A 13,980-nucleotide genomic window follows, 5' to 3' on the forward strand; every position below is an offset into this window, starting at 1 on the left:
GGATTTTCCGCGTTTCGGCAAGTGACCCACTGTATATTGTCTGGTTTTCCCCCTTCTTCTTTAGCTGTCTAGCTTTTTGCCTTACAACAGAGCACTAATGCCAATCGTCGAAAAGCGAAACCCACACCGACAGCCGCCAATCTCAAGGTAGCACCTTAAATGCCGGATAAAATCTGTCGATTACCGCAACAGGTAAAAATAAAGACAGATTCAAGTGGTTACAGGATTACTGCAAGGCTTAGCAGGAGGATTAGGCGCTGGTGGCGGTGAATTAGCAGCGAGATATATTGCGAAAGAGCTCTTCCCTAATAAAGACGTGAGTGAACTCACTGAACGTGAAAAACAGCAAGTGAGTGCATTGAGTCAACTGGCCTCTGGTCTTGCCGGAGGACTGACTACCGGTGATATGGCGGGTGCAATTACTGGCTCGCAAGCTGGGAAGAATGCGGTTGAGAATAACTTCTTCAAACCTACAGTTCTGCCAACAGATATGGCTGATTATGGGCAATCAGTTTCATCACTAGCGGTTTCAATGGCCCAAAATGATGGCAGTATAGAAGAAATCAATGCAGAGTTATATCCTTCTCACTCATGCAAAATCATGCTCATCGTGTGGCGAAATCAATGTCCTGCCAACAAGCAAAGCGGAGCTCTTGTGTCCGAACAACCGTTAGCAGAATAATTTTAGTCGCTATTTTGGTGATCACACTACCTGTATAACCAGCTAGATCCTTCAGAAAATAAGGTAACTCTTCAGCGGTTAAGAATGGGAAATGTTGTTTCTTCGGTGGGGTTAGTGCTGTTGCCAGATCAGGTGCTGGATTGTATTCGATCACATAAGGAGAAAGTAGACTTTAATAGACGATGGTAAGCTAGGCGTGGCGGAAGATCACAGGAGTCGAACCTGCCAAGGACCGCTGGCGGCCCCATCTGGATTTGAAGTCCAGCCGCCCCACCGGGGACGATGATCTTCCATTTTTAAATAGGTCAAAAGGAAATAACGGGATGATTATACGCTGAATTATTTTTAATCCCAAGTGCATCAAATCAATAAAACCCCTTTCAAATAAAATAATCCCGTTTTTGAGTAAAACCTCGGATAATTACCGCGATACTATTGAACTTATACAGTTTCATCCTCATCTTACTATTTATAACGAATAAACTCAGTGGTGTGTTTTACGTCACTGCAAACCCAAATACAGGATGTTTTTTATGTCAAATCCATTACTTAGCACAACGGGATTACCTGCATTTTCCCAGATCAAACCAGAACATGTTGTTCCTGCATTAAAAGAAGTGTTAACAAATTACCGCGAAACAGTTGAAAGATTACTAGCTGAAAATACTCAATTTAATTGGAATAACCTTTGCCAACCCTTAGCAGAAGCAGGCGATAAACTTTCTCGTGTTTGGTCCCCCGTTAGCCATTTAAATTCTGTTAAAAACTGTGCTGAACTGCGTGAAGTGTATGAACAAAGTTTGCCGTTGCTATCTGAATTTAGTACATGGATGGGACAACATGAAGGCTTATATCAAGCTTATAAATCAATTAAAGAAAGTGCTGATTTTAATGCGTTAACTCAACCACAGAAAAAAGCGATTGAAAACGCATTACGTGACTTTGAATTATCAGGTATCGGTTTACCTAAAGAGAAACAACAGCGTTTTGGTGAAATTAGCGCGCGTATGTCTGAGTTAAGCGCTAAATATGGAAATAACGTATTAGATGCAACGATGGGGTGGTCTAAATTAATTACTGATGTAGAAGATTTATCGGGTATGCCTCAAAGTGCTATTGATGCCGCAAAAGCTATCGCACAAGCAAAAGAACAAGACGGCTATCTGTTAACACTTGATATGCCTAGCTATCTCCCTGTTATGACCTATGCGGATAATCGTGAACTTAGAAAAGAGATGAGCATCGCTTATAGCACGCGCGCATCAGATCAAGGCCCCAATGCAGGCCAGTGGGATAATAGTGAAATAATGGCGGAGATCCTCGCATTACGTCACGAACTCGCCCAACTGCTTGGTTTTAAAAATTATGCTGAAAAATCACTTGCTACTAAAATGGCAGAGTCTCCGGAGCAAGTTCTTAGTTTTTTAACTGACTTAGCACAACGCGCTCACCCACAAGGTAAAGAAGAGTTAGCGGAGTTAACTCAATTTGCAAAAGAGCACTATGGCATTGATAAATTAGAATCTTGGGATCTGGCTTACTACAGCGAAAAACAGAAACAACACCTGTTCTCAATCGATGATGAGCAATTACGTCCTTACTTCCCTGAACAGCGTGCTTTAAGTGGTTTATTTGAAGTTGTTCATCGTATCTATGGTTTAACAGCCAAAGAGCGTAACGATATCGACACTTGGCATGATGATGTTCGTTTCTTTGAGCTTTACGATGACAGTAACACCTTGCGCGGTAGCTTCTATCTTGATTTGTATGCACGTGAACACAAACGTGGTGGTGCTTGGATGGATGATTGCATAGGAAGAATGCGTCATGCCGATGGCAAGCTACAAAACCCTGTTGCTTATCTCACCTGTAACTTCAATAAGCCTGTAGGTGATAAACCAGCACTGTTTACTCATAATGAAGTCACCACACTATTCCATGAGTTTGGTCATGGCTTACATCATATGTTAACGCAAATTGATACTGCCGATGTTGCAGGTATTAACGGTGTACCATGGGATGCTGTTGAATTACCAAGCCAATTTATGGAAAACTGGTGCTGGGAGCCAGAAGCATTAGCCTTTATTTCTGGTCATTATGAAACTGGCGAACCATTACCACAAGCAATGCTTGATAATATGCTTAAAGCAAAAAATTATCAGTCTGCAATGTTTGTGTTACGCCAACTAGAATTTGGTTTGTTTGATTTCCGTTTACATGCAGAATATGACCCAGCAAAAGGGGCTTGTGTAATGGAAACCTTAAACCGTGTGAAAGAACAAGTTTCCGTTGTTCCTTCAACACCTTGGGCGCGTTTTCCTCATGCCTTTAGCCATATCTTTGCAGGTGGGTATGCTGCCGGTTATTACAGCTATTTATGGGCTGATGTACTGGCAGCTGATGCCTTCTCTCGCTTCTCCGAAGAAGGCATTTTTAACCGCGAAACGGGTCAATCATTCCTTGATAATATTTTAACTCGTGGTGGTTCAGAAGAACCAATGGAGCTATTCAAACGCTTCCGTGGTCGTGAACCGAAACTTGATGCTATGCTCAAAGGCTACGGCATTAAAGGATGATATGTGAATATCTGTTTACTTTGTGAAGAAGGCGCTGATAACAGCGCCTTATCTGATTTAGCGCAACGTTGGGGACTCGTGCACGACGAAACGCAAATCATGGCTTTAGTATTAACATCGACCCACCTTGAATTACGCAAACAAGATGAACCTAAATTAGGTGGCATCTATGTGGATTTCGTAGAAGGCACCATGGCGCATCGTCGTAAATTTGGCGGAGGTCGAGGTGAGGCGGTAGCAAAAGCGGTTGGGATCAAAAAAGACTATCTGCCTGATGTTGTTGATGCGACAGCCGGACTTGGTCGAGATGCATTTGTATTAGCATCTATTGGTTGCAAAGTCAGAATGGTAGAGCGTCACCCTGTCGTTGCTGCATTACTTGAAGATGGCCTAAAGCGTGCTTATCGTGATGCTGATATTGGTGAATGGATGCAAGAGAGAATGACATTAATTCATGCCTCTTCGGCCCAAGCACTCACTGAGATCACGCCTCCTCCTGATGTTGTCTATCTTGATCCTATGTATCCCCATAAGGCGAAAAGTGCATTAGTAAAAAAAGAGATGCGAGTATTTCAGTCTTTAGTTGGTGCTGATGAAGATGCAGATGCGCTATTAGAACCCGCAATGACTTTGGCGAAAAAACGTGTCGTTGTAAAAAGACCCGACTACGCAGAACCATTAAATAATCAGGCTGCACATGCCAATGTAACAACCAAAAATCACCGTTTTGATATTTATCCTTGTATTTAAAGTTATCCTTTTATAATAAAGGGGCTATAGAGCCCCTTTATTACACCACCACCGCTTTTCTTCTAATTTCTGATTATTGAATACTATACCCACCATCAATAACAAGATTATGACCATTTATCATATCTGAAGCATTACTTGCTAAAAAAACAGCAGCAGCAGCAATCTCTTCAGGTTCTGCAAAGCGTTGGGCTGGAATTTGAGCTTTCATCTTTTCACCTTTCTCACCTTCCCAAGCTTTTTTACCTAAATCGGTCATCACAATTGTGGGTGATATCGCATTGATTTGTAAGCCTTTAGGTGCCCATTCTAATGCAAGAACTTGTGTCATACCAATAACGCCCGCTTTGGTAGCACAATAGGCGATATGCTCGGGCAGTGCTATCACCCCCGCTTGAGAAGCAAGATTGATTATCTTACCTTGTCCTCGCTGTAACATGTGTCGCCCAACTTCTTGGCATAACAAAAAAGTCCCCGTTAGATTCACTGATAGCGTTTTATTCCAATCTTCAAGCGAGAGAGACTCCGCGGGTGCTAATGCTACAATGCCTGCACAATTAACTAAAATATCAATACGATCAAATTCTTCTAATACAGAATGTACAGCTTTTTTTACCGAATCTTCGCTTGAGATATCACATTGAATACCTACTGCACTATTTAATTGCTGAGCAACCTGTTCCACTTGCTCTGATCTATCTAATAGCGCAACTTTTGCTCCTTTCTCAATAAACATTTTCGCAATAGATAACCCAATTCCTGCAGCTCCCCCCGTAATAACAGCGACTTTATTTGGTAAAGTAAAATCTATCTGCATAGCCATAAATACCTCCCACAAAAATAATCACTTTATAAAGTGCCTCTTTTTTAAGGATAGCAGATGAAAAATTAGATAAAGATGAGATAGGTAAACCAAGGAAGGTTCGTCGGGGATCTGACGGGTGTTAAACACCCGTTCAGAATTAATAAATTTTACAGTACGCCTTGCGCCAGCATTGCATCAGCGACTTTAACAAAACCAGCAATGTTCGCGCCTTGAATATAATTAGTCTGCTTACCTTCACCACCGTAATTCACACAAGCATGGTGAATATCTAACATGATGTGATGTAAGCGAGCATCCACTTTCTCAGCTTTCCAGCTTAAACGTGCCGCATTTTGCGCCATCTCTAAACCAGAGGTTGCAACACCACCGGCATTAGCGGCTTTTCCTGGTGCAAAAAGGACACCCGCTTCAATAAAGGCATCTGTTGCTGCAATCGTTGTTGGCATATTCGCACCTTCCGCAACGGCTTTAACGCCATTGTTGATCAAGACTTTTGCAGCCTCTAGATCTAATTCATTTTGTGTTGCACAAGGTAGAGCAATATCAACAGGAACAGCCCAAGGTTGTTGCCCTTCAAGATAGGTTAAACCAAATTCTTTGGCATACTCTTCAACACGACCGTAATTATTTTTAATTTCAGTGAGTCGTGCGAGTTTTTCTGTCGTAAATCCAGCTTCATCAACCACAGTACCAGCTGAATCTGATGCTGTTATGACTTTAGCGCCTAACTCTAAACATTTTTCAATAGTGAACTGTGCAACATTACCTGCACCAGAAACCGCCACACGCATTCCCTCAAGAGACATACCATGACGTTTAAGCATTGCATTAGTAAAGTAGACTAAACCGTACCCAGTAGCTTCTGGGCGGATTAAACTGCCCCCGAATGAAAGACCTTTACCTGTAAATACACATTCATTGCTATTAGACAGTTTTTTCATCATGCCTGCCATAAAGCCGACTTCTCGCGCACCCACACCAATGTCACCAGCAGGAACATCTGTATTAGCCCCTAAATGGCGATAAAGTTCAGTCATTAAAGCCTGACAAAAACGCATCACTTCCCCATGACTTTTACCTTTAGGATTAAAATCAGAGCCACCTTTTGCGCCCCCCATCGGCAATGTCGTTAATGCATTTTTAAATGTTTGCTCAAAACCTAAGAATTTTAGGATGGAGAGATTGACTGATGGATGGAAACGCATACCACCTTTGTAAGGTCCAATGGCTGAGTTAAATTGGATACGCCATGCACGGTTAACTTGTACTTGCCCTTTGTCATCTAACCAACAGACGCGAAACTGAATAATACGTTCAGGCTCAACTAAACGCTCAAGTAATGATTGTTCACGATATTGTGGATTTTTCTCTAAAAAAGGCCACAAAGTGGTAAAAACTTCACGAACCGCCTGATGATACTCAGGCTGATGAGCGTTATATTTTTCTACCCCTTCTAAAAACGAAGATAAAGAGCCAGATCTATTCATTCAGCTATTCCTTTTTTGTGTAATGTGATGATGATATAACCTCATTTATTCAGAATATTTTTGGGTTTTTGTGAGGTTGATATTGTTTTGCTTCTTGAATATATCATTAAAATGTATTCACACTTCAAGACATTTTTTTCATAATTAGACAAAAAAAAAAGATTGACTCCGTTTAACTGTAAGAAAAATAGGAATTTTGGGCAAAAAAATACCTGCATAAGCAGGCATTTTTTTTGCTTAAACAAGCAATCGATTATTATTCATCATCTTTCAGAGGTACAATTAGCATATCAACATGCACAGTATTAATTAGTTGGCGTGCCGATGACATCAATTTGCTCCAGAAGTCTTGGTGATGACCACAAACGACTAAATCCATATCGTATTTCTTAATCGCATCAACCAGAACTTGACCTAAATCGCCGCTACCGCTCAGGGTTTCTTGAATTTCATAACCCGATTGATCAGAAAGGTTTTTTAACGCGTTACGGGTTTCATCAGTAATACGTTGTTGCATATCACCGAGGTTGACATCTATAAGACCGGTATAAAGATCAGAGTAGTTAACATCAACGTGAATTAAGGAAACTTTGGCATTATAGGGTTTTGCCATAGATACAGCTTTCTGTACCAAGACGTTACTCTCAGGGGATAAATCAACTGCCACTAGAATATGCTTATAAGCCATCGTGAACTCCTTCCATAAGCTGATTAATCGGTTGGAAAGGCGGTTAAGCCTAAATCCTATGTATTAAATATAACGTTTTAAGATGAAAGTTAGATGTTGCCTTGATCACAACTTATGTCAAATTCATCAAGAAAGCATCTATCGATGAATAACAATATACACCATTTTAGATTAGCACGATGTCATTCACCGATAATATCATCATAATAATGAGAATTGAGTAGAAAAAACAACAAAAACACCCTTTTAGAGTTATTTTTTATTTTTTTTTCTAAAAAAGGAAACAACTTGAAAAAGTCACTTTTGTTTATTGCTTAATTTCACCTAAACTTAAATTAGAGAAAAAGTAACCTTTATTGGTAAAGATTTTCTCATCTCAGAATCTATTATTCTAGGGAGGGGATTATGTTTAATGTCATTGTTGTCTTTTGGGCGCTATGTATTCTTTGCCTGATCAATATGATGCGTTATTTTTCATCTATTCGGGTGTTACTCACAATACTGCGCCAATCCGATCCTTTGCTCTACCAATCGGTGGATGGTAATGGATTTTTTACTATGCATGGGCAATTTTCAAAACAGTTGCGGCTTATCCGCTATATCAACCAACGCCAATACATCAATCATCATAATCCTGAAGTTATTATGCGTTGCGAGCGAATCTATCGGCAATTTTATCTTGTTAGTCGTTTTTGTATTTTGGCTGTCGCAAGTTTAATTGCGATGCTTTTCTGGTAGAGACAAAAACAAAAAACGGTGACTAAAAGTCACCGTTTATAAACAAACTTAGGTAAGTTACCGCTATTAGCTATTCACAATAAATGTCAGTGATATCCAATAAAGTAAACCTGATAAACCAATGCTAACTGGTAATGTTAAGATCCAAGCCAGTGCAATGTTTTTCACTGTCTTAGTTTGAACACCACCACCATCAACAATCATCGTACCTGCAACTGCAGATGACAGAACTTGTGTTGTTGATACAGGCATACCCGTATAACTTGCTACACCAATGGAAACTGCTGCTGTTACCTGAGCAGAAACCCCTTGTGCGTAAGTCATACCTTTTTTACCAATTTTCTCACCAATAGTTACTGCAACGCGTTTCCAACCTACCATTGTCCCGATAGAGAGCGCTAATGCCACTGCGATAATGATCCAAATCGGAGCATATTCCACCGTGTTTAGCAGGTCACGACTCAATGTTTTTAAGAACCGTGCATCTTGGGCGCTAGTTTCTGGTAATTTAGCCACTTCTGTTGCGGTATCAGCGATACACATAAGTAATCGACGCATTTGAGCACGCTGGTCTGCTGTTAGCTCGTCATAAGAGCTAATATTTGCAAGCATCTGTTCTGTTTGATTCAGAACAATTGGCGTTCTTGCGCTATTACAATGAAAATCTGTATCACTAGCATCAGCTTGTGCTGGTACTACTGGTGTATTATCAATAGCATGCTGTAGCGCTGGCTGATGTTTCTCATAATATTGTTGTAAGTGTACAACTGCATCATGAGTTTTGGTGATATCGTATCCGCTCGCATTCATATTGACGACAAAGCCCGCAGGCGCTACGCCAATTAATACCAACATGATAAGACCGATACCTTTCTGCCCATCATTTGCACCATGAGAGAAACTCACCCCAACTGCTGATAAAATCAGTGCAGTACGGGTCCAAAATGGCGGTTTACGCTTACCATCTTGCTTCTCACGTTCGGCAGGTGTCAGGTGAATACGACGACGCTTTTTCGTACCACTCCAATAACGGCGCAGTAAGAAAATCATCGCACCTGCAATAATCAAGCCGATAATTGGAGAAAGAATGAGTGACAGGAAGATACTGATCATTTTAGGTACGTTTAACGCATCAACGATAGACGAATCTGTCACGATAGCATTTGTTAAACCAATACCAATGATAGCACCTATTAGCGTATGTGAACTTGATGCTGGGATACCAAAATACCATGTACCTAAGTTCCAGATAATGGCAGCTAACAACAACGAGAAGACCATAGCAAGGCCATGACCTGAGCTCACATTCAGCAGAAGATCTGTCGGTAACAAGTGAACGATAGCATAAGCTACGCTCAAACCACCGAGCAAAACTCCAAGGAAGTTAAATACACCCGCCATCACGACCGCAAATTGCGCACGCATAGCACGAGTATAGATAACAGTTGCTACCGCATTTGCGGTATCATGGAAGCCGTTAATAGCTTCATAAAATAGCACAAAAAGCAGTGCTAAAACCAACATTAAACCTGTATGAAATTCTAGGTCAGTAAACAAATGTAGCATAGACGTTAAGCCAGTTAGTTGGACATGAACGCGGCGCATTATCAGCGACAAATGCGAACGGTGGAAGCGAAATTTAACCTTTTTTTGATTTGATAACCAACAAAATCAGAGTCTTTTTAAGATAATTCCTTATATATCATCCAATTAATAAAAATAAAAAAAAAGTAAATTTCTGACAAATTTTTTCCTTGCTAATACGAATTTAGGTGAAAAATACAGATTTCTCCATATAATTTTACAAAAACATGCTGATCTTACGCGAAAATCATTGATTAAGTAGTCAGTAAAAACTAAGAACGAGGCATCATTGTGGGATCATACGATACAGTAATTATAGGTGCAGGTGCCGCGGGGCTTTTTTGTGCATCTTTAGCAGGGCAAGCGGGGCTATCTGTTTTAGTCCTCGATAATGGCAAAAAAGCAGGTCGTAAAATTCTAATGTCAGGTGGTGGACGTTGTAATTTCACCAATATGTATATCGAACCTTCAGCGTATTTATCAGAGAATCCTCATTTCTGTAAGTCAGCGCTTGCTCGCTATACACAATGGGATTTTATTGAATTAGTGCAAAAATATAACATCGCCTACCATGAGAAAACGTTAGGACAGCTATTTTGTGATGATTCAGCACAACAAATTGTTGATTTATTACTGACTGAATGTCAAAAAGGGAAAGTAAGTATTCGCTTACGTAGTGAAGTTACGCAAATCGAGAAAACTGACGTAGGCTTCACTGTTTTTGTTGATGGAAAAACTATCACAACATCTTCAGTAGTTATTTCCAGTGGTGGGCTTTCTATGCCCGGTTTAGGTGCTACTCCTTTTGGCTATAAAGTCGCAGAACAATTTGGCCTTCCTGTTTTACCCACTCGTGCCGGCTTAGTGCCTTTTACATTACATAAACCCCAGCTTGAGCAATTAAGCCAACTATCTGGCGTAGCTGTACCGGCCATTGTGACAGCAAAAAATGGGACGAATTTTAAAGAAAATATTCTTTTTACGCATCGTGGTCTTTCAGGCCCTGCTATTTTGCAAATCTCTAGTTATTGGCAACCAGGTGAGTATGTAAGTATTAACTTACTTCCAAGTATTGACCTTGAAAGCCTTCTACAAGAAAAACGTCAAGAGCACCCAAATCAATTATTAAAAAATATGCTTTCTCGCTTATTACCAAAGCGTTTTATTGAAATAATGATAGAAAATAAACAGTTACCTGATATTTCTCTGACTCAACTTAGTAATGAACGCATTGCGCAAATTGCAACGTTATTACAAGAATGGCAAGTTCAACCCAATGGCACTGAAGGATATCGCACCGCAGAAGTCACTCTAGGTGGCGTAGATACTCGTGCCCTTTCCTCTAAAACAATGGAAGCCACAAAAGTCAAAGGACTCTATTTTATTGGAGAAGTGGTTGATGTGACGGGGTGGTTAGGTGGATATAATTTTCAGTGGGCATGGAGCTCAGCTTATGCCTGTGCACAGAGCCTTATCTCAACATCAAAATCGACTTTTGTTGAGTAATAATAAATAAATGTGTAAATACTAAAGTTATAAATATTGGTTTTATAATTCTATAAACTTATAAGTCATATATAATGGAAACCAGCCATCATTAATCAGTGATGGCTTTTTCTTCTGGTATTGCTCTGTAGTGACTCAAAATGCTTTATCCCCCTCCATTTTCTCTGGTTTTTTGCCATATTTTCTCTTCTTTTTCCTATAAATGACCCCATAAAGAATATTGTTAACTATTTGGTTATATTACTATTTTAAAAAATTATTAAAATAAAATAACTCGTTAATCAGTGAGTTAAGACTTTTTTGGCTCTTTTTTCTAATTTGATTAAAAAAAAGACTTTACAAATGATACTGAGAACTATTATCATTACTATCACTTTCAGATGCACCTCCTTCAGGGTCATATGAAAGAACGACATTGCTCACATTGCTTCCAGTGTTTTACTTTAGCCAGCCGGGTGCTGGCTTTTTCTTTTCTATAACTTATTCGATGTTTTTATTTTCTCTTATTCAAATTATTTGGATCCTCAGGTTAAATTCCTCCGCTTTTTTACTTTGCGCTATTGAGTAAACTGTGTTCAACAACTTCAGAGAAGGAAACACATTATGATTTATCTACGCAAAGCAAATGAAAGAGGACACGCTAATCATGGTTGGCTAGATAGTTGGCATACCTTCTCTTTCGCAAATTATTACGATCGTGATTTTATGGGATTTTCTGCACTACGCGTTATTAATGAAGATCGCGTAATACCCGGTGAAGGTTTCGGTACTCACCCACATAAAGACATGGAAATTTTGACCTATGTGCTTGAAGGTAATATTGAGCATAAAGACAGCATGGGTAACAAAGAAAATGTTCCCGCAGGTGAGTTTCAAATCATGAGTGCAGGTACAGGCATTACTCACTCAGAATATAATCCAAATAGTGATAAAGGACTGCATTTTTACCAAATTTGGATTATGCCAAATACCGTCGGTATCACACCACGTTACGATCAACGTCGTTTTGATACGACAGCAAGCAAACAGCTTATTTTATCGCCTGATGCTCGTGATGGCTCTTTAAAAGTCTTTCAAGATATGACGTTATGGCGCTGGAACCTGAAAAAAGGTGAAGAAGCACAATATCAAACCGAAACAGGTCGTCATATTTGGCTACAAGTTGTGAAAGGCAAAATAGCAATTAATGACATTATTGCGACCACAAGTGATGGAATAGCAATTGCTAATGAAGATATGATCCGTTTCGTTGGTGATGAAGATAGTGAAGTTTTACTGTTTGATTTACCTCCTGTAACAGCATAGTTGGGTTATCCACCCTCTAAAGTCACTTTTTCTCTAATAATCTATTTCACTTTATTTTTCTATTCCCTGAAAGCTTCTCGCATTTCAGGGATTTTTTTTATCTAAGAGATCTCAAATAAAAAAACACCAAAATCACATCCTATGAGATTGGTGTTTTTTATTCATACTAATAAAAATTAACGTTTTGGCCCAACTTTAGTTAACGCTTGACCCGCAGGGGTATCCGTATATTTATCGAAGTTTTTCACAAAACGATCGGCAAGATCGTCTGCTTTAGTATCCCATTGCGTTTTATCCGCATAAGTATCGCGAGGATCTAAGATTTCGCAGTTAACGCCTGGTAATGCTGTTGGGATCTCTAAATCAAACACGGGTAATGTTTTCGTCGGTGCTTTATCAATATCACCATTTAAGATGGCATCAATGATAGCGCGTGTATCTTTAATCGAAATACGCTTACCCGTTCCGTTCCAACCTGTATTAACCAAGTAGGCTTTTGCACCTGATGCTTGCATACGTTTTACCAATACTTCAGCATATTGTGTCGGGTGCAGTGATAAAAATGCCGCACCAAAACAAGCTGAGAATGTTGGCGTTGGCTCAGTCACACCACGTTCGGTCCCCGCAAGTTTAGCGGTGAAGCCTGATAAAAAGTGGTATTGCGTCTGTTCTGGTGTTAAACGTGAAACAGGAGGTAGCACACCAAAAGCATCTGCAGTTAAGAAAATAACTTTCTTAGCGTGACCAGCTTTGGAAATTGGTTTAACGATATTATCGATGTGATAAATAGGGTAAGAAACGCGGGTATTTTCTGTTTTCGAACCATCGTCAAAATCAACAGAGCCATCCGCTAAAACAACCACATTTTCTAATAGTGCATCACGTTTAATTGCACCGTAGATATCGGGTTCAGCTTCTTTTGATAAATGGATAGTTTTCGCATAACATCCACCTTCAAAGTTAAACACGCCGTCATCATCCCAACCATGTTCATCATCACCAATCAGCTTACGCTTAGGATCAGTTGAAAGTGTTGTTTTGCCAGTACCAGATAAACCAAAGAAAATAGCAACATCACCACTTTCGCCAACGTTTGCCGAACAGTGCATAGAAGCGATGCCTTTAAGAGGAAGGAAGTAGTTCATCATAGAGAACATACCTTTCTTCATCTCGCCACCATACCAAGTACCGCCAATTAACTGAATGCGTTCAGTTAAATTGAAAGCAACGAAGTTTTCTGAATTCAGACCTTGCGCCTTCCAATTTGGATTTGTACATTTCGCTCCGTTCATCACAATGAAATCTGGTGTGAAATTCTCCAGCTCTTCTTGTTCAGGACGAATAAACATATTTTTAACAAAATGTGCTTGCCAAGCAACTTCTGTGATAAAACGAACTTTTAAACGTGTATCCGCATTCGCACCACAAAAGGCATCGACAACAAACAAACGTTTGCCTGATAGCTGGTTGGTTACTAATGATTTTAAGTCATCCCACACTTCTTGTGAAAGTGGCTTGTTATCATTCTTACCTTTCCCCTGATCAGCCCACCATACGGTATCACGAGTAACATCATCACGAACAATGTATTTATCTTTCGGAGAACGTCCAGTAAATATACCTGTATCAACGGCAATAGCGCCTAACGAGGTTTGTGTACCTCGTTCATAACCTGTTAATTCTGGTTTAGTTTCTTCATCAAATAACAGCTCATAGCTTGGGTTATAAATGATTTCACTTGTGTCCTTAATACCGTACTGCTGGAGATCCTTAGGGGTAAGACCTTTAACGCTCATAGTTTCGCTCCTGATAAATAGACCTTTCTACGAATAATATTA

The 13,980-nt window shown here is 39.8% G+C and carries 11 protein-coding genes, 1 tRNA gene and 1 pseudogene; 6 read left to right on the forward strand and 7 right to left on the reverse strand.

Annotated features, from left to right (window positions below):
• The first annotated feature begins 349 nt into the window (after nucleotides 1-349).
• Nucleotides 350-682, forward strand: coding sequence for a VENN motif pre-toxin domain-containing protein (locus H1225_RS15225; RefSeq protein ID WP_338051119.1), 333 nt, complete (start codon nucleotides 350-352; stop codon nucleotides 680-682).
• Here H1225_RS15225 and H1225_RS18350 read toward each other — a convergent pair.
• Together H1225_RS18350 and H1225_RS15230 are read right to left on the reverse strand one after the other, a co-directional pair.
• A pseudogene (locus H1225_RS18350) lies at nucleotides 609-830 on the reverse strand (tyrosine-type recombinase/integrase); the annotation flags it as partial. The gene H1225_RS15225 and the pseudogene H1225_RS18350 overlap by 74 nt on opposite strands.
• Nucleotides 831-879: 49 nt before the next feature.
• Nucleotides 880-974 (reverse strand) — tRNA-Sec (locus H1225_RS15230).
• A gap of 241 nt (nucleotides 975-1,215) precedes the next feature.
• Here H1225_RS15230 and prlC point away from each other — a divergent pair.
• Nucleotides 1,216-3,258 carry an oligopeptidase A gene (gene prlC, locus H1225_RS15235; RefSeq protein ID WP_109399427.1) on the forward strand — a complete coding sequence of 681 codons (2,043 nt, stop codon included), beginning with the start codon at nucleotides 1,216-1,218 and terminating at the stop codon, nucleotides 3,256-3,258.
• A 3-nt stretch (nucleotides 3,259-3,261) separates the two neighbouring features.
• Complete coding sequence (rsmJ, locus tag H1225_RS15240) at nucleotides 3,262-4,008, forward strand: 16S rRNA (guanine(1516)-N(2))-methyltransferase RsmJ (RefSeq protein WP_006534419.1); 747 nt, start codon at nucleotides 3,262-3,264, stop codon at nucleotides 4,006-4,008.
• A gap of 73 nt (nucleotides 4,009-4,081) precedes the next feature.
• Here the strand turns inward: rsmJ and H1225_RS15245 are convergent, their stop codons facing one another.
• The 3 genes from H1225_RS15245 to uspA all read right to left on the reverse strand — a co-directional run bounded on the left by H1225_RS15245 (nucleotide 4,082) and on the right by uspA (nucleotide 7,009).
• A complete protein-coding gene (locus H1225_RS15245) occupies nucleotides 4,082-4,831 on the reverse strand; it encodes an SDR family oxidoreductase (RefSeq protein WP_006534418.1) in 750 nt (249 codons plus the stop codon).
• 149 nt (nucleotides 4,832-4,980) lie between these two features.
• Nucleotides 4,981-6,321 (reverse strand): NADP-specific glutamate dehydrogenase, encoded by a 1,341-nt coding sequence (gene gdhA / locus H1225_RS15250; RefSeq protein ID WP_109399429.1) that lies wholly within the window; start codon nucleotides 6,319-6,321, stop codon nucleotides 4,981-4,983.
• A gap of 256 nt (nucleotides 6,322-6,577) precedes the next feature.
• Nucleotides 6,578-7,009, reverse strand: a complete 432-nt coding sequence (gene uspA, locus H1225_RS15255) for a universal stress protein UspA (protein WP_072065023.1) — start codon at nucleotides 7,007-7,009, stop codon at nucleotides 6,578-6,580.
• Nucleotides 7,010-7,414: 405 nt separating this feature from the next.
• Here uspA and uspB point away from each other — a divergent pair, with 405 nt between their 5' ends.
• Nucleotides 7,415-7,747, forward strand: coding sequence for a universal stress protein UspB (gene uspB, locus H1225_RS15260; protein ID WP_006534411.1), 333 nt, complete (start codon nucleotides 7,415-7,417; stop codon nucleotides 7,745-7,747).
• A 66-nt stretch (nucleotides 7,748-7,813) separates the two neighbouring features.
• Here the strand turns inward: uspB and pitA are convergent, their stop codons facing one another.
• On the reverse strand, nucleotides 7,814-9,313 hold the full coding sequence (pitA, locus tag H1225_RS15265) for an inorganic phosphate transporter PitA (RefSeq protein WP_072065025.1): 1,500 nt from the start codon (nucleotides 9,311-9,313) through the stop codon (nucleotides 7,814-7,816).
• Nucleotides 9,314-9,622: 309 nt separating this feature from the next.
• Here pitA and H1225_RS15270 point away from each other — a divergent pair, with 309 nt between their 5' ends.
• Together H1225_RS15270 and H1225_RS15275 are read left to right on the forward strand one after the other, a co-directional pair.
• Nucleotides 9,623-10,837, forward strand: a complete 1,215-nt coding sequence (locus H1225_RS15270) for a BaiN/RdsA family NAD(P)/FAD-dependent oxidoreductase (protein WP_239739240.1) — start codon at nucleotides 9,623-9,625, stop codon at nucleotides 10,835-10,837.
• Between the two features lie 603 nt (nucleotides 10,838-11,440).
• The gene (locus H1225_RS15275) at nucleotides 11,441-12,142 is read left to right on the forward strand and encodes a pirin family protein (protein ID WP_161727517.1); all 702 of its coding nucleotides are present in this window, start codon (nucleotides 11,441-11,443) and stop codon (nucleotides 12,140-12,142) included.
• 176 nt (nucleotides 12,143-12,318) lie between these two features.
• Here the strand turns inward: H1225_RS15275 and pckA are convergent, their stop codons facing one another.
• Nucleotides 12,319-13,938 (reverse strand): phosphoenolpyruvate carboxykinase (ATP), encoded by a 1,620-nt coding sequence (gene pckA / locus H1225_RS15280; RefSeq protein WP_239739242.1) that lies wholly within the window; start codon nucleotides 13,936-13,938, stop codon nucleotides 12,319-12,321.
• Nucleotides 13,939-13,980 lie beyond the last annotated feature (42 nt).

It is taken from the genome of Proteus penneri (assembly GCF_022369495.1).
Taxonomy (GTDB): Bacteria; Pseudomonadota; Gammaproteobacteria; order Enterobacterales; family Enterobacteriaceae; genus Proteus; species Proteus penneri.

Bases quoted from the DNA above. Each gene is read 5' to 3' on its own strand.
- prlC (WP_109399427.1), top strand. From the start codon at position 1,216: ATGTCAAATCCATTACTTAGCACAACGGGATTACCTGCATTTTCCCAG.
- H1225_RS15245 (WP_006534418.1), bottom strand. From the start codon at position 4,831: ATGGCTATGCAGATAGATTTTACTTTACCAAATAAAGTCGCTGTTATT.
- gdhA (WP_109399429.1), bottom strand. From the start codon at position 6,321: ATGAATAGATCTGGCTCTTTATCTTCGTTTTTAGAAGGGGTAGAAAAA.
- uspA (WP_072065023.1), bottom strand. From the start codon at position 7,009: ATGGCTTATAAGCATATTCTAGTGGCAGTTGATTTATCCCCTGAGAGT.
- uspB (WP_006534411.1), top strand. From the start codon at position 7,415: ATGTTTAATGTCATTGTTGTCTTTTGGGCGCTATGTATTCTTTGCCTG.
- pitA (WP_072065025.1), bottom strand. From the start codon at position 9,313: ATGCTACATTTGTTTACTGACCTAGAATTTCATACAGGTTTAATGTTG.
- H1225_RS15275 (WP_161727517.1), top strand. From the start codon at position 11,441: ATGATTTATCTACGCAAAGCAAATGAAAGAGGACACGCTAATCATGGT.
- pckA (WP_239739242.1), bottom strand. From the start codon at position 13,938: ATGAGCGTTAAAGGTCTTACCCCTAAGGATCTCCAGCAGTACGGTATT.